Annotated in this window: 23 protein-coding genes; 2 read left to right on the top strand and 21 right to left on the bottom strand. The window is 72.2% G+C overall.

Annotation, left to right across the window (positions count from 1 at the left end):
* Position 1 precedes the first annotated feature (1 nt).
* The 7 genes from ACO03V_RS03880 to rpsB form a co-directional block, all read right to left on the bottom strand.
* Entirely contained in the window at positions 2-727 is a 726-nt protein-coding gene (locus ACO03V_RS03880) for a transglycosylase SLT domain-containing protein (RefSeq protein WP_367726642.1), read from the bottom strand.
* A 46-nt stretch (positions 728-773) separates the two neighbouring features.
* The gene (locus ACO03V_RS03885; RefSeq protein ID WP_423136686.1) at positions 774-1,346 is read right to left on the bottom strand and encodes a DivIVA domain-containing protein; all 573 of its coding nucleotides are present in this window, start codon (positions 1,344-1,346) and stop codon (positions 774-776) included.
* A 2-nt stretch (positions 1,347-1,348) separates the two neighbouring features.
* Entirely contained in the window at positions 1,349-2,398 is a 1,050-nt protein-coding gene (locus ACO03V_RS03890; RefSeq protein WP_367726640.1) for a phosphatidate cytidylyltransferase, read from the bottom strand.
* Between the two features lie 3 nt (positions 2,399-2,401).
* Complete coding sequence (gene frr / locus ACO03V_RS03895) at positions 2,402-2,956, bottom strand: ribosome recycling factor (protein WP_367726639.1); 555 nt, start codon at positions 2,954-2,956, stop codon at positions 2,402-2,404.
* Positions 2,957-3,031: 75 nt separating this feature from the next.
* Entirely contained in the window at positions 3,032-3,751 is a 720-nt protein-coding gene (gene pyrH, locus ACO03V_RS03900; protein WP_367726638.1) for a UMP kinase, read from the bottom strand.
* A 138-nt stretch (positions 3,752-3,889) separates the two neighbouring features.
* Positions 3,890-4,717: a translation elongation factor Ts gene (gene tsf / locus ACO03V_RS03905; RefSeq protein WP_423136687.1), complete on the bottom strand. Its 828-nt coding sequence runs from the start codon at positions 4,715-4,717 to the stop codon at positions 3,890-3,892.
* Between the two features lie 136 nt (positions 4,718-4,853).
* On the bottom strand, positions 4,854-5,756 hold the full coding sequence (gene rpsB / locus ACO03V_RS03910; RefSeq protein WP_387054157.1) for a 30S ribosomal protein S2: 903 nt from the start codon (positions 5,754-5,756) through the stop codon (positions 4,854-4,856).
* A gap of 316 nt (positions 5,757-6,072) precedes the next feature.
* Between rpsB and ACO03V_RS03915 the strand changes: the two genes are divergently transcribed.
* Positions 6,073-6,582 (top strand): murein hydrolase activator EnvC family protein, encoded by a 510-nt coding sequence (locus ACO03V_RS03915; RefSeq protein WP_423136688.1) that lies wholly within the window; start codon positions 6,073-6,075, stop codon positions 6,580-6,582.
* Between the two features lie 177 nt (positions 6,583-6,759).
* On the opposite strand, the gene ACO03V_RS03920 is transcribed toward ACO03V_RS03915, so the two are convergent.
* The 10 genes from ACO03V_RS03920 to ACO03V_RS03965 all read right to left on the bottom strand — a co-directional run bounded on the left by ACO03V_RS03920 (position 6,760) and on the right by ACO03V_RS03965 (position 14,651).
* Positions 6,760-7,371: a DUF3060 domain-containing protein gene (locus tag ACO03V_RS03920; RefSeq protein WP_423136690.1), complete on the bottom strand. Its 612-nt coding sequence runs from the start codon at positions 7,369-7,371 to the stop codon at positions 6,760-6,762.
* A 59-nt stretch (positions 7,372-7,430) separates the two neighbouring features.
* Positions 7,431-8,336 (bottom strand): tyrosine recombinase XerC, encoded by a 906-nt coding sequence (locus ACO03V_RS03925; protein WP_423136691.1) that lies wholly within the window; start codon positions 8,334-8,336, stop codon positions 7,431-7,433.
* A 68-nt stretch (positions 8,337-8,404) separates the two neighbouring features.
* Entirely contained in the window at positions 8,405-9,571 is a 1,167-nt protein-coding gene (gene dprA / locus ACO03V_RS03930) for a DNA-processing protein DprA (protein WP_423136692.1), read from the bottom strand.
* Entirely contained in the window at positions 9,568-11,091 is a 1,524-nt protein-coding gene (locus ACO03V_RS03935) for a YifB family Mg chelatase-like AAA ATPase (RefSeq protein WP_387054168.1), read from the bottom strand. Before ACO03V_RS03935 ends, dprA begins: the two co-directional genes overlap by 4 nt.
* Complete coding sequence (locus ACO03V_RS03940; RefSeq protein ID WP_387054169.1) at positions 11,088-11,450, bottom strand: YraN family protein; 363 nt, start codon at positions 11,448-11,450, stop codon at positions 11,088-11,090. The genes ACO03V_RS03935 and ACO03V_RS03940 overlap by 4 nt, the downstream gene beginning before the upstream one ends.
* Before the next feature lie 93 nt (positions 11,451-11,543).
* On the bottom strand, positions 11,544-11,867 hold the full coding sequence (locus ACO03V_RS03945) for a DUF2469 family protein (protein ID WP_013586353.1): 324 nt from the start codon (positions 11,865-11,867) through the stop codon (positions 11,544-11,546).
* 105 nt (positions 11,868-11,972) lie between these two features.
* Positions 11,973-12,626, bottom strand: coding sequence for a ribonuclease HII (locus tag ACO03V_RS03950; RefSeq protein WP_423136693.1), 654 nt, complete (start codon positions 12,624-12,626; stop codon positions 11,973-11,975).
* Positions 12,623-13,381: a signal peptidase I gene (lepB, locus tag ACO03V_RS03955; protein ID WP_387054174.1), complete on the bottom strand. Its 759-nt coding sequence runs from the start codon at positions 13,379-13,381 to the stop codon at positions 12,623-12,625. The genes ACO03V_RS03950 and lepB overlap by 4 nt, the downstream gene beginning before the upstream one ends.
* Before the next feature lie 220 nt (positions 13,382-13,601).
* Positions 13,602-13,949 (bottom strand): 50S ribosomal protein L19, encoded by a 348-nt coding sequence (rplS, locus tag ACO03V_RS03960; RefSeq protein ID WP_367726627.1) that lies wholly within the window; start codon positions 13,947-13,949, stop codon positions 13,602-13,604.
* 201 nt (positions 13,950-14,150) lie between these two features.
* Complete coding sequence (locus tag ACO03V_RS03965) at positions 14,151-14,651, bottom strand: MFS transporter permease (RefSeq protein ID WP_423136694.1); 501 nt, start codon at positions 14,649-14,651, stop codon at positions 14,151-14,153.
* A 117-nt stretch (positions 14,652-14,768) separates the two neighbouring features.
* Here ACO03V_RS03965 and map point away from each other — a divergent pair, with 117 nt between their 5' ends.
* Positions 14,769-15,551, top strand: a complete 783-nt coding sequence (map, locus tag ACO03V_RS03970; RefSeq protein ID WP_367726624.1) for a type I methionyl aminopeptidase — start codon at positions 14,769-14,771, stop codon at positions 15,549-15,551.
* Between the two features lie 138 nt (positions 15,552-15,689).
* Here map and trmD read toward each other — a convergent pair whose 3' ends face one another.
* From trmD to rpsP, 4 genes are read right to left on the bottom strand one after another with little or no spacing between them, the layout of a single operon-like run.
* Positions 15,690-16,379: a tRNA (guanosine(37)-N1)-methyltransferase TrmD gene (trmD, locus tag ACO03V_RS03975; RefSeq protein ID WP_423136695.1), complete on the bottom strand. Its 690-nt coding sequence runs from the start codon at positions 16,377-16,379 to the stop codon at positions 15,690-15,692.
* Position 16,380: 1 nt separating this feature from the next.
* Complete coding sequence (rimM, locus tag ACO03V_RS03980; protein ID WP_367726622.1) at positions 16,381-17,073, bottom strand: ribosome maturation factor RimM; 693 nt, start codon at positions 17,071-17,073, stop codon at positions 16,381-16,383.
* On the bottom strand, positions 17,073-17,303 hold the full coding sequence (locus ACO03V_RS03985) for an RNA-binding protein (RefSeq protein WP_367726620.1): 231 nt from the start codon (positions 17,301-17,303) through the stop codon (positions 17,073-17,075). Before ACO03V_RS03985 ends, rimM begins: the two co-directional genes overlap by 1 nt.
* Before the next feature lie 5 nt (positions 17,304-17,308).
* A complete protein-coding gene (gene rpsP / locus ACO03V_RS03990) occupies positions 17,309-17,728 on the bottom strand; it encodes a 30S ribosomal protein S16 (RefSeq protein WP_367726619.1) in 420 nt (139 codons plus the stop codon).
* Between the last annotated feature and the right edge of the window lie 54 nt (positions 17,729-17,782).

A 17,782-nucleotide genomic window follows, 5' to 3' on the forward strand; every position in this document is an offset into this window, starting at 1 on the left:
CTCACCACCAGTGGTTGCTGGTCCAGAAGCCGTACGCGGCCGCCCAGCTGCCGTAACGGCCCACGGCGTACCCGGTCGCCCAGCGCAGGTTGTCGACGGGGTCGTAGCCGTTGCCGGGGACCTTGCTGCACGGCAGCGCCTGAACGAGGCCGCACGCTCCGGACGAGCGGTTCGTGGCGTTGGGGTTCCACCCGCTCTCGCGGCTGACGATGTAGTCGACGTAGCCCCAGTCCGACTCGGCGATGCCGGCGGCCGCCATCCACTCGGCCGAGGACCCGCCGCCCGAGTAGAGCACGGGGCCGGCTGCGCGCGAGGACCCCTCGGAGTCCGACGACGAGGACGACCCGGTGCGGCTCGACGGGGTCGGAGTCGGCGTCGGAGTGGGCTTCGGCTTGACGAAGACGTTGTAGGCGGAGCGGTCCAGCACCGGCGCCGCGCGCTCTCCCCCGGTCGACACGGCCTGCGTGTCGCCGAGCCCTTCGGCGTACAGCGTGACGGTCTCGGGCTCGTCGGCCTGGGCGCTGAGGATGGCCCCGCCCATCGGGCCGACGTACGCCGCGGCGAACAGCAGGGCCGCCGTCGCACCGAAGACGCCGACGACGCCGCGGCGCCGCGACCACCGCGGACCGGGACGGTGCGGAGCGGGCGGCGGGACCACGTCGATCGTGTCCGCGCGCCGCGCCACGCGGCCCGAGGACGCGGGGGTGGGCTCGATTCCGGAAGTCACAGTGCCGCCGATTCTACCGACGCACGGCGTGCGCCGCGGTCCGACCTCACCCGACCGCCAGCATGACCTCGATGACGGCGTCGAGCACCGCGTCCACCTGGGTCTCGCGGTAGCCGCCGCGCTGCATCCGGAAGGCCACGGCCCGCACCTGCTCGGGCGTCACGGGGTCACCGGTCGCGAGATAGGCGGAGAGGCGGTCGGCCACGACGTCGACCTCGTCGACGCGATAGCCGTAGTGCAGGATGCCGACGCGGTCGAACCGGTGCCCACGCGGGCGGGTCAGGCGGTCGAGCACGATCTGCGCCGTGTCCCGCGTCTCCGCCACCCACGCGCGTGCGCCGAGACGCGAGAGGGCGTGCTCGCGCTCCCGGGCGGCGAAGGCGTCCTCGATGCGACCGAGCGCCGCGTCGACGGGGCCGACGGCGTACCCGCCGCGGACGAGGGGGAAGGCGATGCCGCGCACCTCCGCCGCGCGGAGGGTCCCCGGCTCGTCCGCCTCGAACGCGGCGCGGGCCTTCGCGAAGAACACGTCGACCGCGCGCTTCTCGTACCCCCGCGCCCGCGCCGGGGCCTCGACGAACATCGGCGCAGCGGACGGGCTCGCAGCGGTCTCCACCATGATCACGAGCCTCCCAGCGGGGACAGCAGGTAGTACAGCGCCAGTGCCGCCGTGGCCGACGGCAGGATCGAGTCGAGACGGTCGAGGACGCCGCCGTGTCCGGGCAGCCAGGAGCTCATGTCCTTGATGCCGAGGTCGCGCTTGACCATCGACTCGCCGAGGTCGCCCACGGTGGCGGTCGCGAGCACGACGGCCCCGAAGACGAGTCCCGCCCACCACGGCACCTGCAGCATGAAGATCGCCAGTACGACGCCTGCGACGAGGGCGGCGACGCAGGCACCCGCGAACCCCTCCCACGTCTTCTTCGGGCTGATCCGGGGCGCCATCGGGTGGCGTCCGCCGCGTCCGAAGGTGAGGCCGGAGACGTAGGCGCCGGTGTCGGCGACGACGGCGAGGACGAGGAACGCCAGGACCCACCATTCCCCTCGGTCCTGGGCCAGGAGGATCGTGGCCATGCTGCCGAGGAACGGCAGGTACAGCTGGATGAAGCCCGCGACCAGCACGTCGCCCATCACGTCGGCGTACGAGCGGCCGTCGGCGACGTGCATCTGCGCGACGAGGCGCCAGATGATGACGACGGCGACGGCGACGATCGCGAAGACCCAGTGCAGCCACAACCCGACCAGGAAGCCGCTCAGCAGGAGCCCCAGCCCGACGACGAGCTGCGGGACGACGTCCACGCGGCGCCCGGCGACCTGGAGCGCCCGGGCGAACTCGAACATCGCGAGCCCCACCGCCGCGGCGGCGAAGAGCACGAAGAGCCACTTGACGAAGATGAGCGAGGCGACGACGACGACGCCGATCGCGAGGCCGATGAGGGTCGCCACGATGAGGTCGCGGCCGGTGCGCTCCTTGAGCCGCTCGTTCCGCTGATCGAACTCGGCGCGCGCCTGCGCGAGGTGCTGCTCCGCGTCGGAGCGCATCGACCGCAACTGCGACTCGAAGGCGGTGACGCCCTCCCCCGTCACCGGACCGCGCCGGAGCGCGTCGGCGCGGCGGCGCGGGGAGGAGTCGTTCGGCTCCGCGTCGTCGGTGCCGGGGGCCTGGGCCATCGGTCAGACCTCGAGCAGTTCGGCCTCTTTGCGCTTGAGCGCGTCGTCGATCTGGTCGACGTGCGTGCGCGTGATGCCGTCCAGCTCCTTCTCGGCGCGGACCAGCTCGTCCTCGCCGACGTCGCTCTTCAGCGCGTCCAGGTCGTCCTTCGCCTTGCGGCGGAGGTTGCGCACCTGCACCTTGGCGTCCTCGCCCTTGCCGCGGACGAGCTTGACGTACTCCTTGCGGCGCTCCTCGGTGAGCTCGGGCATCGTCACGCGGACGATGGTGCCGTCGTTGGTGGGGTTCACGCCGAGGTTCGGCATGTCGCGCACGGCCTGCTCGATGGCCTTCAGAGCGGACTTGTCATACGGGTTGATGACGAGCGTGCGGGCCTCGGGGTTGTTCAGCGAGGCGAGCTGAGCCAGCGGGGTGGGCGATCCGTAGTAGTCCACGAGGACCTTCTGGAACATCTGGGGGTTCGCGCGCCCGGTGCGGACGGTCGCGAAGTCCTCCTTGGCGGCCTCCACGGCGCGGTCCATGCGCGCTCCGGCATCGGCGAGGACATCGGCGATCACGGTGACTCCATTCGTTGGGACTGACGATTCAGTCTAGTCGCGCCCGGCCCGGGCGACCGGGCCGGGCGCGGCGCGTCATGCGGTGACGAGCGTGCCGATCGTGTCGCCGAGGAGGGCACGGGTCACGTTGCCCTCCGGCTCCATACCGAACACGCGCATGGTCACGCCGTTGTCCATGCAGAGGCTGAACGCGGTCGAGTCGACGACCTTCAGACCCTGCTGCAGGGCGTCCATGTAGGTCAGTCGGTCGAGCTTGACCGCGTCCTGGTCGGTGCGCGGGTCGGCGGTGTAGACGCCGTCGACGCCGTTCTTGGCCATGAGCACCTCGGTCGCGCCGATCTCCAGCGCTCGCTGCGCGGCGACGGTGTCGGTCGAGAAGTACGGCAGGCCGGCGCCGGCGCCGAAGATGACGACGCGGCCCTTCTCCATGTGGCGCACGGCGCGACGCGGGATGTAGGGCTCGGCGACCTGCGTCATCGAGATGGCGGACTGCACGCGGGTGGCGGCACCCGCCTGCTCGAGGAAGTCCTGCAGGGCGAGCGAGTTCATGACCGTGCCCAGCATGCCCATGTAGTCGGCGCGTCCGCGGTCCATGCCGCGCTGGCTGAGCTCGGCTCCGCGGAAGAAGTTGCCGCCGCCCACGACGATGGCGATCTCGACGTGCTCGACCGCCTCGGCGATCTCGCGGGCGATCTGCGAGACGACGTCGGGATTCACGCCGAGCTGCCCACCGCCGAACGCCTCACCGGAGAGCTTCAGGAGCACACGGCGGCGCTTGTTCGATTCTTGGGTCACGGATCTTGTCCTCTCGTCGGGTCCAAACTAGCGGTCCGCCTCGTGCGCGGACATCGGCCCGCGGCGGACGGGGACCATCCGCGGCAGGGCAGGGAAAAGGCCCGGGATGCCATGGCATCCCGGGCCTTCGTCATCGTCTTACGCGCCGACCTTGAAGCGGGCGAAGTCGGTCAGGGTGAGACCGGCGTCGGACGCGACCTTGGCGACGGACAGCTTGTTGTCCTTCGCGTAGTCCTGGTCGAGGAGCGACACCTGCTTGAAGAAGGCGTTCACGCGGCCCTCGACGATCTTCGGCAGAGCGGCCTCGGGCTTGCCCTCGTTGCGGGAGATCTCGGTGACGATCTCGCGCTCCTTCTCGACCTCGGCCTCGGGGACCTCGTCGCGGGTGAGGTACGAGGGGTTGGCGAACGAGATGTGCTGCGCGATGCTGCGAGCGGTCTCGGCGTCGTCGCCCTGGTACACGAGGACCACGCCGACCTGCGGGGGCAGGTCCTTGCTGGTCTTGTGGAGGTAGGTCTCGAACTTGTCGCCGCGCAGGGTGCGCACGCGACGGAGCTCGACCTTCTCGCCGATGATGGCGGCCTCGTCCGAGATGAGCTGCTCGACGGTCTGGCCGTCGGCGTCCGCGGCGAGGGCGGCCTCGGTCGAGTCGGCGCCGGCGGCGGCGGCCGCGGCGACGACCTTGTCGGCCAGCGCGATGAAGCGCTCGTTCTTGGCGACGAAGTCGGTCTCGCAGGCGAGCTCGAGGAGCGTGACGGCACCCTCGGTCCCCTTGGCGACGACCAGGCCCTCGCTCGTGGAGCGGTCGGCGCGCTTGGCGTTGCCCTTGGCGCCCTTGAGGCGCAGGATCTCGACGGCCTTCTCGACGTCGCCGTCGGCCTCCTCGAGCGCCTTCTTGGTGTCGACCATGCCGGTGCCGAGCTGCTCGCGCAGCGCCTTGATGTCGGCGATCGTGAAGTTTGCCATGGTGTGGCGTCTCCTTGTCGTGGTGCGTTCAGTGAGCCGGCGGGGCCGTGGGCCCCTCCGCGAGGGAGGGCCGTCACGACCCCGCCGGATCGTAGCTGGTGCGGGTGACGTCGCGGTGGCGCGACGACCCGGCGTCTTACTTCTCGGTGGCGGCGGTCTCGTCGGTCGACTCGGCGCCGGCCTCGGCGGCCTGCTCGTCGGCGACGACCTCGGCGGCCTCGGCCTGGGCCTCGTTCTCGTCGGCGACCTTCTCGGTGCCGGCGGAGGACTGCTCCGGGGTGCCCTGCTCGAGCAGCTCGCGCTCCCACTCGGCCAGCGGCTCGGCGGCCTCGGCCTCACCGGCGGGCTGGTGACGCTGGATCAGGCCCTCGGCGGCGGCGTCGGCGATGATGCGCGTGAGCAGGCTCACCGAGCGGATCGCGTCGTCGTTGCCGGGGATCGGGTACTGGAACTCGTCCGGGTCAGCGTTGGTGTCCAGGATGCCGATGACGGGGATGCCGAGCTTCTTGGCCTCGTCGACCGCGAGGTGCTCGCGCTTGGCGTCGACGACCCAGATCGCCGAGGGGGTCTTCTGCAGGTTGCGGATACCACCGAGCGACTTGTGCAGCTTGTCGAGCTCGCGCTTCTTGAGCAGGAGCTCCTTCTTGGTGAAGCCGCTCTCGGCCGGGTTCTCGTAGTCGAGCTCCTCGAGCTCCTTCATGCGGGCGAGGCGCTTCGACACCGTCGAGAAGTTGGTGAGGAGGCCACCGAGCCAGCGCTGGTTGACGTAGGGCTGGCCCACGCGCGTCGCCTGCTCGGCGAGGACTTCCTGCGCCTGCTTCTTGGTGCCGACGAAGAGGATGGTGCCGCCGTGCGCGACGGTCTCCTTGACGAACTCGTAGGCCTTGTCGATGTACGACAGCGACTGCTGGAGGTCGATGATGTGGATGCCGGAGCGCTCGGTGAGGATGAAGCGCTTCACCTTCGGGTTCCACCGGCGGGTCTGGTGTCCGAAGTGCACGCCGCTGTCGAGCAGCTGGCGGATGGTGACGACGGCCATGGTCGTACTCCTGTTCTGGGCGCGTGCGCGCCGTTGTTGCGGTTGTTCGCGCCGGACAATGGTGACCGGCGAGCCTGGTGCCCGGCGCACACCCGCCTTCCGCCGGAGCGGAGGACCGTGGGGTGTGGATGCCACGCGATGCGGGACCCGATGAGGGACTCGCGGTGCGTCAGGGGCACGCGGAGTCATCCCGATGGACGGGATGCGACCTCCAGCATACAGGACGGCTCCTCCCCACACGGCGTGTTCGCCGGGGTGTCCCCGAGCGTCGGGTCCGCCCCTGCGGGACCCGCGGACGCCCCGGCAGACTCCCGGCATGCCGTCTCTCGCCTCCGTCCCCGGACTCGTGCTCGCCGCGCTCGTGCTGGTCGGCGGCAGTCCTCCTCCCGCGGACGATCTCGCCGCCCGCGGGTGGATCTGGCCGGTGGAGGAAGTCCGGCTCGAGCGCCCCTTCATCGCTCCGGCGCACGCCTACGGACCGGGCCATCGCGGCGTGGACCTCGGCGGCGCCGCGACCGTCCGGGCCCCGGCGGCGGGAACGGTCGCCTTCGCCGGCCCGGTGGCCGGTCGGCCCGTGCTGACGATCGACCACGGGGACGGGCTGGTGTCGAGCTTCGAGCCCGTGACGTCGGATCTCGCGGTGGGGACGGATGTCCGGCGCGGCGATGTCGTCGGCACGGTCGCCGCCGGGGGTCACACCGGGTCGGGAACCGTGCACGTCGGGGTGCGGCTGCACGGCGAGTACGTGAATCCGCTGCGGCTCCTCGGCGGCGTCCCGCGGGCGGTGCTCCTCCCCTGCTGCGCCGCGCTCTCCCCCGCTCCCTGACCCGCCCTCCCGCGCAGCCCCTGTCTTGGCCGTGACTTGTCGCAGATGTACGCGCTGCGGGCCCCTTCGCGTGCATATGGGGCACGTCAGCGCTGCGGGTTCTCGCCGTGACTTGTCGCAGACGTACGTGCCGCGGCGCCTTTCGCGTGCATATGGGGCACGTCAGCGCCGGGGGTGTCAGGACACCGTGTTGCCGCGACCCTCCAGCGTCACGTTCTGCACGGAGCCGTCGGCCCGGATGGTGTTGTCCTGCCCGTGGATCTCGACGGCGGCGATGTCGCCGGTCGAGGAGACCGTCGACCGGTCGCCGCGGAGGGTCACCGACGTGACCGATTGCGCGACCGACACCACGCCGTCGTTGCCCTGCAGCGTGATCGTGTCGGCGGCGGCCGCGTCCAGGCGGATGCGATCGCCCTGGATGTCGAGGGTGCGGATCGTCGCCGCCGTCGCGTCGACGGTGAAGGCGCTGCCGGAGACGGTCACGCTGTCGCACGTGCCCTCCAGCCGCACCGTCGACTCCTCGCCGTTGAGAGCGACCGGGCCGTCGCCGCAGGCGATCACGTCCCCGACGGGAGCCGAGGACGAGGCGGATGCCGAAGGGCTGACGAACGGGGACGGGGATGCCGCGGGGAAAGGCGTCGCCGGGGATGCGGCCGTGGGAGTGGCGTCGGGGGCGGCCGGGGGTAGCCGCGTCTCCACGGGCTGCGGGAGCGCGACGCACCCGCACAGCACGATGGCGACGGCCGCAACCGTCGTCAGTGAGGAGAGGCTCCGCCGTGATCCGTTCACGGACCCACGGTAGAGCGCCCGACCGGGCACCGCCAGGGGCGTCGCATCGCTCACGCGGGTCAGGCGCGCGGGTGGGCGAGACGGTACGCCTCGCGCAGGCGCTCCCCCGACACGTGCGTGTAGATCTGCGTCGTGCCGAGACTGGCGTGCCCGAGGATCTCCTGCACCGTCCGGAGGTCGGCGCCGCCGTCGAGGAGGTGCGTCGCCGCCGAGTGACGCAGGGCGTGCGGCCCGAGGTTCTCCGCCCCCACGGTAGGGCCGACGGTCCGCGAGACGAGCACATGGACGGCCCGCGGCCCGAGGCGCCCACCGCGGCTGCCGAGGAAGACGGCACGCCCCGCCCCGCCGTCGCCGCGAGCGACGAGCACGGGCCGGCCGCGCACGAGGTAGGCGTCGAGCGCGTCGGCGGCCGGGCCGCCGAACGGCACGACCCGCTCCTTGTCGCCCTTGCCGCGGACCCGGAGGGTGCGGCGCTCGTCGTCGATGTCGTCGAGGTCGAGTCCGACCACCTCGGACACGCGTGTGCCCGACCCGTAGATGAGCTCGAGGAGCGCATGATCGCGAAGCGCGACGGCGTCCCCGTCCGCCGCGGCCGCGCGCGCGGCGCGCAGCACCTCGTCGAGCGCATCGGCGGTGGCGACGACCGGGAGGGTGCGCCCGCGTTTGGGCGAGACGAGTCGGTGCGACGGGTCGGTGCCGATGACGCCCGCCTCCGACGCCCAGGCGAAGAAGCCGCGGATGGCGGCGGTGCGGCGGGCGGCCGTACTCTTCGCCAGGCCGCTGCGGGTCGCGTCCCACTGCCAGGACCGCAGGTGCTCGAGATCGACGTCCGCCAGCGGCAGGTCGCCGACCTGGGCGACGAGCGACGCCAGATCGGAGCGGTAGGCGCGGACCGTCGCGGAGGACAGCCGCCGAACCGATCGCAGCTGCTCGAGGTACGCCTCGATCGCCTCAGTGGTCCGCATGCCTCCAGCTTGCCCCCGGTCCCGACGCCGGGCACCGCGGCGCGCGGGAAGCGCGCCGCCGGTCCACGTCAGCGTCCGCCGCTCCGGCGCCAGGTCCCGTCCTCGTCTCGCTGCGCCTCTTCGCGCAGCTCGGCGAGACCGAGCAGCGCGAGGGTCCGGTCCGGATCGATTCCGCACCGCCGCGCGACCTCTGCTGTGGAGCGCCCGGTGCGCGACGAGAGCGCGTCGAGCACCCGGGTCCTGTCGTCGGTGCGACCGGTGTCCGCCGTGGGCGACACCGCAGCGTGGGTGGCCGGGTCCGACAGGCCGATCATCTCCCGCACGTCCTCGGACGACGTCACGCAGACACCGGAGAACTCCCGGAGGATGCGATGGCATCCGGCCGAGGCCGCGCTCGTCACGGGTCCGGGAACGGCCCCGAGCGACCGCCCGAGCTCGGCCGCGTGCGCGGCGGTGTTCAGAGACCCGCTCCGCCAGCCCGCCTCCACGACGACGACCGCGTCCGCTAACGCCGCGATGAGCCGGTTGCGCGCGAGGAACCGCCATTTGGTGGGCGCCGCGCCGCAGGGGATCTCGCTCCACACCGCGCCCGACGCCGCCACCCGCGCCAGCAGCCCCTCGTGGCCGCGCGGGTAGGCGCGATCCACCCCGCCGGCCAGCAGCGCGATCGTGGTCCCACCGGCGGACAGCGCCGCGCGGTGCGCGGCCCCGTCGATGCCGTAGGCCGCCCCCGACACGATCACCACGCCGTCGGCGGCGAGCTCGGCGGCGAGATCCGCCGCCACACCTTCGCCGTACGCGGTCGCCGCTCGCGCGCCCACGAGCGCGACGGCGGGCGGGTCGGTCCACCGCGCCCTGCCGCGCGTCCACAACGCGACGGGGGCGTGCGCCCCGAGGTCGTCGAACCGGGCCGGCCAGTCCGGGTCGCCCGGCAGCACCAGCCGCACCCCCGCCCTCCGTGCGGAGTCGAGCGCCGCCTCGGCGGTGTCGTGCCGCAGTCGCGGCAGCCAGCGTCGACGGGCGACGGCGAGCTCTTCGTCTTCGCCGGTCACCGCCCGGCGGAGCGCTTCGGCGGGGCCGTACGCGGCGATCAGGGCGCCCGCGACCCCGTCACCGGGCTCCACCAGCACGCTCCAGACCACTCGCGCCCGCACGTCCGCGGTCGGCTCCCCCGCGCGGACGCTCTCGACCAGCCGCGCCACGGCGACACCGTCGGCCTGACCGGGGGCGCTCATGCGGCCGTCCCCCGCCGCAGGAGGAGCGCGCGGCCCATGTCGTCCATGTCGATCGCATCGTGACCCGCGAGGTCGGCGACGGTCCACGCCGCGCGGAGGATGCGGTCGTACCCGCGGAGGGTGATCGCCCCGCGCCGGAGCGCGGTGTCCAGCGGCGCGAGCACCTCGGCCCGCGGGGCCGCCGGCCCCCGCAGCCACGTGCCCGGCACGTCGGCGTTGCGTCGCCACGGTGTCGCCCGCCACCGCTGGGCGGCGCGGAACCGCGCGTCGACGACCGCCGTGCGCGCGGCGGCGGTCGAGACCACCCGGTCCTCGAGGTCGCGCCGCGCCGCGGACACCCGGCGCAGGCGGAGGTCGATGTCGATCCGGTCCAGCAGAGGGCCGGACAGCCGCCGCGTGTACCGCCGGATCGCACTCGGCGCGCACTCGCACCGCCCGCCGGGGACGTCGTACTGGCCGCACGGGCACGGGTTCGTCGCGATCACGAGTTGGAAGCGCGCGGGATACGTCGCACTCGACCCCGACCGGTGCACCTGGATGACGCCGTTCTCGAGCGGCTGGCGCAGCGCGTCGAGGACATGCGCCGGGAACTCGCCACCCTCGTCGAGGAAGAGCACCCCCTCGCTGGCGCGCGCGATCGCCCCCGGACGTATCACCCCCGACCCGCCGCCGATCAGCGCCGCCGCGCTGGCACCGTGATGGGGGCTTTCGAAGGGAGGCGTCCGCGACAGCCGGGTGACGCTCTCCCCCGCGAGCGATCGTACGGAGGCGACCGAGAGCGCGGCCTCGTCGTCCAGCTCGGGGAGGATGCCGGGGAGCCGGCGGGCGAGCATGGTCTTGCCCGCGCCGGGCGGTCCGCTCATCAGCAGATGGTGCCCTCCGGCCGCGGCGACGATCAACGCGTCGACCGCCTCGGACTGCCCCACCACGTCCGCCAGCTCGAGGGGCTCGTCGCTGTCGGTCGGCAGCGCCGAGGACGGGACCGCGGGCAGCTCCGGCGCGTCGCTGCGGCCGCCGTGCCAGCGGACGACGTCGGCGAGGCAGGTCGCCGCCAGCAGCTCCACACCGTCGACCAGCGCCGCCTCCGCCGCGTTCGCGGCGGGGACGACGACACGCCGCCGTCCCGCGCGCACGGCGGCGACGACCGACGGGAGGACGCCCGGCACGGGCCGCAGTCGTCCGTCGAGCCCGAGCTCGCCGACGTGGACGGTGTCCGCGACGCGGGCGGCATCCATCCCTCCGGTCGTGGCGAGGGCCGCGACGGCGATCGCCACGTCGAAGCCGGAGCCCCGTTTCGGCAGGCTCGCGGGCGACAGATTCACCGTCAGCCGGCGCTTGGGCAGCTCGAGGCCGCGGTTGCCGCACGCGTTGCGCACGCGGCGCCCCGCCTCGCCCAGCGCCTTGTCCGGGAGTCCGATGATCGTGAACTCCGGTGTCTGCGGAGATAGGTCCGCCTCCACCTCTACCATGTCGCCGCGCAGGCCGGACAGCGCCACCGCCCACGTCCGCGCCACGGTCACAGTGCGTCCTCGAGGTGTTCGAGGCGACCCGTCGCCGGATCGGCGCCCGTCACCGCGATGGCATCCAGCCGCAGACGGTGACCGCGCGCGGCCTCGGGATGCGCGGCGATCCAGGCGAGAGCGAGCCGCCAGAGACGATCCGCCTTGCGCCGGTCGATCGCCTCGAAGGGATGGCCGTAGTCCTCGCTCGTGCGCGTCTTGACCTCCACCACCGCGAGGACCCCGGGGGTCTCCGCGACGATGTCGATCTCGCCCTGGCTGCACCGCCAGTTGCGCTCGATGATCCGGTAGCCGCACGCCTCGAGGTGGGCGACGGCACGGTCCTCCCCGGCTCGGCCGAGGTCGTCTTTCGCTGCCATGCCGTGGAGCGTGTCAGCCGCACGCACCCGCCGTGGGGCGCCGACCCCGCAAATGGGGACGGATCCTGCAACTCCCCGTCTGGGGAGGAGAGATCAGTTGTCCAGCGACAGCTCTTCCGGGAGCTGGAAGTCGCGGCGCGACAGCTCCTCGACGTTGACGTCCTTGAACGTCAGCACGCGCACCGACTTCACGAAGCGGTCGGCGCGGTAGATGTCCCACACCCACACGTCGGACATCGAGATCTCGAAGTAGAAGTCGTGCTCGGTGTCGCGACGCACGACGTTGACGTCGTTCGCGAGATAGAACCGGCGCTCGGTCTCGATCACGTACTGGAACTGCTGAACGACGTCGCGATACTCGCGGTACAGGGCCAGTTCGAGTTCGCGGTCGTAATCCTCGAAGACGTCGTCATCCATGGTGCTCCCATCCTAGGCGCGGCACGCCCGGACGGATGCCGTTCGGGCCGCTGCACCGACCGCCCGGGCGCGTCGCGCGTCCGCACCGGCACGCCCGGTCGGACGTCAGAACAGCGTCGGCGCTGCGGCGATCGCCCACGAATGCCGGTGGTGCACGCTCATGCCGTGGTCGCGGATCGCCTCGCGGTGATCGAGACTCGCGTAGCCCTTGTTCCGGCACCACCCGTACGCGGGCAGATCGTCGTGCAGGCCCGTCATGATGTCATCGCGGGCGACCTTGGCGATGACGGATGCCGCGGCCGCGCTCGCGCAGTCCCGGTCGGCCTTGATGATCGGCCGCACCCGCAGCCCGGGCTCCCCGTGCGGGGTGATGTAGTCGTGGTTGCCGTCGAGGATGACCAGGGCGTCCTCGGGGACGATGCCGTGCGCGCGGAGGTCGGCGATGGCACGGACCGCAGCCAGTCCCAGCGCCCGGATGATGCCGATCTCGTCGATCTCCTCGGAGCTCGCGAACCCCACCGCGCTGGCCTGGACGAAGGCCGCCGCGCGTGCCGCCACCTCGGGCCGCCGCGCCTCGGGCACGAGCTTGGAGTCCCGCAGCCCCGCCGGCACCCGTTTGCGCGACCGTGTCGGGTCGATGACGGCGGCACCGACCGCGACCGGTCCCGCCAGCGCCCCACGGCCCACCTCGTCGAGGGCGATGACGAGCGCGTGCTCCTTCAACAGCTTGCGTTCGAGCGTCAGGGTCGGCTCGATCACGGCGCCGCCTCCGGCGCGGGCACCCCCGCGAAGACCTCGTGATGGAAGTCGATGAGACCGAGCCGAGAGAACGGCCAGGTGATGACGAACGCGCGACCCACGACGTTGTCGATCGGCACGAAGCCCTGCCCGGGCTGATCCTGGTTGTACCGCGAGTCGCGGGAGCTGTTGCGGTTGTCGCCGAGCACCCAGAGCGATCCCTCGGGGACCGTCACGTCGTACGGGACGGGGTCGGGAGCGGTGCTGCCCGGGGCGAGCTTGACGTAAGGCGTCTCGTCGATCGGGACGCCGTTCACCTCGGTCTGCCCGAGCGCGTTGCAGCAGACGACGTGGTCGCCGGGGGTGCCGATGACACGCTTGATGAGGTGGTCGTCGCTGTCCGGCGCCGAGAGGCCGACGAGCGAGAGGACCCAGTCGACGCCCTCCACCAGCGGCGGGCGCGGCGGCTGACCGGAGTTCGACGGCAGCCATCCGCCCGGGTCGCGGAACACGACCACGTCGCCGCGCCCGTATTCGCCGAAGCGCGGCGTCAGCTCGTCGACGAGGATGCGGTCCTTGATCATCAGGGTGTTCTCCATCGACGCGGACGGGATGTAGAACGACCGCACGACGAACGTCTTGACCAGGAACGACACGAGCAGCGCGATGACGACGATGACGAGCACGTCCCGCAGGAACACCGCCCATCCACGGCGACGCCGCGGTTCGGGGGCCAGCATCTCGGCATCCGAAGCCGACGCGGTCTGATCGCTCATGTGGTTCCTTCATCGGCGCGCCGAACGTCGGCGCGACCGCATGATCCAGGGTCGCACATCGACGCCCCGCGCCCCGACCACCGAGCCGGGAAATCACCTCGGAAGATCCCCGGATGCCACCACCTCTCGGGCGCCGGGGAGGCGGCATCCATCGGCCCGACGCGCCCGGGAACGACGAACGCCCCGCGGCCGGAGCCACGGGGCGTTCGAGAGGCGGGACTCAGCGGTCGCGCTTCTCCTTGATCTTGGCCTTCTTGCCGCGCAGCGAACGCAGGTAGTACAGCTTCGCGCGACGGACGTCACCGCGGGTCACGACCTCGATGTGGTCGATGACGGGGCTGTGGACGGGGAACGTGCGCTCCACGCCGACCTGGAAGCTGACCTTGCGGACGCAGAAGGTCTCGCGGACGCCATCGCCCGAGCGACCGATGACGACACCCTGGAAGACCTGGATGCGCGAGCGGTTGCCCTCGGTGATGTTGACGTGCACCTTGACGGTGTCACCGGGCGAGAAGGCGGGGATGTCGGAGCGGAGCGAAGCCGCGTCGACGGCGTCGAGGATCTGCATGATCGTCACTTCCTGCGACCGCCACAGGTCGATCGCACGATGATTGGGAAAAAGATGGATGCGTGCCCGAGCCGCGGAAGCGGCGGACTCCCCTGAGGCAGAGCCGGTCAGGGCACAAATGCCTATTCTGCCATGGCCGGGCACGGGGGCCAAACCGCGCGCCGAGCGCGCCCGTTCGCAGAGGGCCCCGCGCTCCCGGGGTCAGACGTCGCGACGCCCCTCGGGAACGACGATGACCTCGCCGTCGATGCGCGGGCGGGACCGCGGCTGCTCCCGGGTCGGCGGGATGTACCCCGTGCCGTCCGTCGTCCGGAGCACGGCCACCGTGCCGTCGCGCGCCTCCCGCCAGAGCGCCGTCAACGTCCACCAGAACAGTCCGAGGGCGCCGGCGACGGACAGCAGCAGGAGGGGGACGAAGGCACGGCCGTCGAAGAGGCCGAGGGCGACGATCACGAGGTGCCAGGCGCCGAAGAGGGCGACGTCCTTCCCGGACATCACCCCGAGCGTCCGCACGCTCGCCCGGGCCCGCGTCAGCAGGGCGAGGACGAGCTGCGTCAAGAACACCGACGGGACGGCGATGAACACCCACAGCAGCGCCCACGCGCTGCCGCCGCTGAACGCGATCCAGCCCACGAAGAGCCAGAGCGGCAGCACGAACGCGGCGGGGAACATCCAGCGGGTGAAGAGACGACGCAGCACCATGGGCTCAGCGTACGCGGCGCACCCCGGAGGCAGCCGTGAGAAGGCCCGGCGGGCGGCCCCTGCCTCGTGACGGGCCGAAGTCGGGGACAATGGGAGGTCGACGGAAGGAACTCCCCCATGATCGAACTGCGCACCCCCGCCGAGATCGACGCGATGCGCCCCGCGGGCCGCTTCGTCGCCGAGGTGCTGGCGACCCTGCGCGACGAGACCAAGGTGGGGACGAACCTGCTGCACCTGGACCGTCGCGCACACGAGATGATCCGCGCCGCCGGGGCGGAGTCCTGCTACATCGACTACCACCCGTCCTTCGGGGCGAGCCCGTTCGGCAAGGTGCTCTGCACCTCGGTCAACGACGCGGTGCTCCACGGCCTCCCGCACGACTACGTGCTGCGGGACGGCGACCTGGTGTCTCTCGACTTCGCGGCGTCCGTCGACGGGTGGGTCGCCGACTCGGCGGTCTCCTTCGTGGTCGGCACCCCGCGGGACGAGGACCTCGCCCTCATCGACACGACCCGGCGCGCCCTCGCCGCAGCGATCGACACGGCCACCGTCGGCCGCAAGATCGGCGACATCTCCGCGGCGATCGGCGACGTCGCCCACGCGGACGGCCTCTCCGTCAACCTCGACTTCGGCGGGCACGGCGTCGGGCGCACGATGCACGGCGACCCGCACGTGGCCAACGACGGCAAGGCCGGCCGCGGCTACCCGCTGCGCGCGGGGCTCGTCGTCGCGCTCGAGCCGTGGTTCCTGCAGACCACCGACAAGCTCGTCACGGACGCCGACGGCTGGACCCTGCGCAGCGCAGACGGCTCGCGCGGCGCGCACTCGGAGCACACCGTCGCGATCACCGCGGACGGGCCGCTCGTGCTCACGGACCGGTCGTTCCTCGGCGTCGACTGACGGAGGAGGAAGGATGCCACGGCCCCGGGGTCGCGGCATCCCCGCTGCCTCGTGGCGCGAAGCCGTCGACGCGGCACGCGCCGCGGGAAGCGGACGCGCGCCCGGAACGAGACGATCGTCCGGGCACGCCGTGCGACATCAGTCCGGCAGCAGGTCCGGCCGACGCGTGCGCGTGCGCTCGATCTGCTGCTCGCGGCGCCAGGTCGCGACCGCGCCGTGGTTGCCGCTGAGGAGCACCGGCGGCACCTCGCGGTCCCGCCACACGGCGGGCTTGGTGTACGACGGGTACTCGAGGAGGCCGTCCTCGTGCGACTCCTCGACGAGGCTCTCCGGGTTGCCGACGACACCGGGGATGAGGCGGCCGATGGCCTCGACCATGGCCATCACGGCCACCTCGCCGCCGTTCAGCACGTAGTCGCCGAGGCTGATGAGCCGGACCGGGCCGATCGTGGCGGCGTAGTCGAACACGCGCTCGTCGATGCCCTCGTAGCGCCCGCACCCGAAGACCAGATGCGACGCCGTCGACAGCTCCCGCGCCGTGGCCTGCGTGAAACGCTCCCCCGCGGGCGACGGGAAGATGACGACGGGCGGCTCGGCGGCATCCCGCGTCACGTCGTCCAGCGCCTCGCCCCAGGGCTCCGGCTTCATCACCATGCCGGCGCCCCCGCCGTACGGGGTGTCGTCCACGGTCCGGTGACGGTCGTGCGTGTAGGCGCGCAGGTCGTGCACGCGGACGTCGAGGAGCCCGCTCTGACGGGCCTTGCCGAGGAGGGAGACCTCGAGCGCGTCGAAGATGGTGGGGAAGATCGAGACGACGTCGATGCGCACGTCAGGCGCGTCCCGCCGCGTCGTCCGTGGAGTCCGCGGCCGCAGCCGCGTCCGGACGATCGTCGGAGGACGGGGTCTCGTCGTCGACGGCGTCCGGGGCGGGCTCGTCGTCGTCGTCGGACGGGATGTCCTCGAACAGACCCGTGGGGGGCGTCACGACGACGCGTCCGCCGGGGACGTCGACCTCGGGGACGATGGCGCTGACGAAGGGGACGAGCACCTCGCGGTCCTCGCCCTCACCGGTCGGACGCACGATGAGAAGGTCCTGAGCGGGGAAGTGGTCGACGCGCACGACGCGTCCCACGACCTGGCCATCGCGGACGACGTCGAGGCCGACCAGCTGGTGGTCGTACCAGGCGTCGTCCTCCGCGGGCGCGGTCTCGGTGTCCTGGTCGATCCAGAGGATCGCCTTGACGAGCTCCTCCGCCGCGGTGCGGTCGTCGACGCCCTCGAAGAAGGCGACGGGGTGCGAGTTCATCCACCGGAACTCGCGGACGGTCAGCGGGCGCCCGTGCCACGGGGAGGACTCGGGGACCTGCAGGGTGAACGTCGCCCCGGGCACGAAGCGGCCCTCGGGGTCGTCGGTGTACAGCTCCAGCTTGAAGGCGCCCTTCAGGCCGTGGGCCTTCACGAGGCGTCCGACGCGGAGCTGGGTCTTGGCGGGGCCGCCCCCGCCGGTGTCGCCGGCCGCCATCAGTCGTCCGCGACGTCGACGCGCACGCGGCGACCGTCGGCGAGAGCGGTGATGAGCGTGCGCAGCGCCTTGGCGGTGCGTCCGCCGCGCCCGATCACGCGACCCCGGTCATCGGGGTGCACGCGGACGACCAGGACGTCGCCGCGCGGCGACGAGCTGGTTCGGATGTCCACATCCTCGGGGTGATCGACGATCCCCTTGACGACGTGTTCGAGCGCGGCAGACAGCACGGGAATTACTCGGCCGAGGTCTCGGCGGCGTCCTCGGCGGGCGCGTCGGCGGCGGGCGTCTCGTCGGCCTTCTTCTCGGCCTTGGGCTTGACGACCGACTTCTTGGCGGAGTCGGCCTCGAACGCGGCCTTCGGCTCGCGGACCTTGACGGTGGACTTGGCGTCCTTCTCACCCTTGTGGGTGCCCCAGTCGCCGGTCAGCTTGAGGATGGCGCGCACCTGCTCGGTCGGCTGAGCGCCGACGCCGAGCCAGTACTGGGCGCGCTCCGAGTCGACCTCGATGAACGAGGGCTCCTCGGTGGGGTGGTACTTGCCGATCTCCTCGATCACACGACCATCGCGCTTGGTGCGCGAGTCGGCGACGACGATGCGGTAGTAGGGCGCACGGATCTTGCCGAGACGCTTGAGACGGATCTTGACAGCCACGATTTCTCCTGTGGTGGAAATGAACGAACCGGTCGCCTGGAGCGTGGGGTGCAC

The sequence above is a fragment of the Microbacterium sp. HMH0099 genome (genome assembly GCF_049384025.1).
Classification (GTDB): Bacteria; Actinomycetota; Actinomycetes; order Actinomycetales; family Microbacteriaceae; genus Microbacterium.

Coding starts and splice junctions, on each gene's coding strand:
- ACO03V_RS03885 (WP_423136686.1), bottom strand. CDS start 1,346: ATGGTGGAGACCGCTGCGAGCCCGTCCGCTGCGCCGATGTTCGTCGAG.
- ACO03V_RS03890 (WP_367726640.1), bottom strand. CDS start 2,398: ATGGCCCAGGCCCCCGGCACCGACGACGCGGAGCCGAACGACTCCTCC.
- tsf (WP_423136687.1), bottom strand. CDS start 4,717: ATGGCAAACTTCACGATCGCCGACATCAAGGCGCTGCGCGAGCAGCTC.
- rpsB (WP_387054157.1), bottom strand. CDS start 5,756: ATGGCCGTCGTCACCATCCGCCAGCTGCTCGACAGCGGCGTGCACTTC.
- ACO03V_RS03915 (WP_423136688.1), top strand. CDS start 6,073: ATGCCGTCTCTCGCCTCCGTCCCCGGACTCGTGCTCGCCGCGCTCGTG.
- ACO03V_RS03925 (WP_423136691.1), bottom strand. CDS start 8,336: ATGCGGACCACTGAGGCGATCGAGGCGTACCTCGAGCAGCTGCGATCG.
- dprA (WP_423136692.1), bottom strand. CDS start 9,571: ATGAGCGCCCCCGGTCAGGCCGACGGTGTCGCCGTGGCGCGGCTGGTC.
- ACO03V_RS03940 (WP_387054169.1), bottom strand. CDS start 11,450: ATGGCAGCGAAAGACGACCTCGGCCGAGCCGGGGAGGACCGTGCCGTC.
- ACO03V_RS03945 (WP_013586353.1), bottom strand. CDS start 11,867: ATGGATGACGACGTCTTCGAGGATTACGACCGCGAACTCGAACTGGCC.
- lepB (WP_387054174.1), bottom strand. CDS start 13,381: ATGAGCGATCAGACCGCGTCGGCTTCGGATGCCGAGATGCTGGCCCCC.
- rplS (WP_367726627.1), bottom strand. CDS start 13,949: ATGCAGATCCTCGACGCCGTCGACGCGGCTTCGCTCCGCTCCGACATC.
- ACO03V_RS03965 (WP_423136694.1), bottom strand. CDS start 14,651: ATGGTGCTGCGTCGTCTCTTCACCCGCTGGATGTTCCCCGCCGCGTTC.
- map (WP_367726624.1), top strand. CDS start 14,769: ATGATCGAACTGCGCACCCCCGCCGAGATCGACGCGATGCGCCCCGCG.
- rimM (WP_367726622.1), bottom strand. CDS start 17,073: ATGGCGGCCGGCGACACCGGCGGGGGCGGCCCCGCCAAGACCCAGCTC.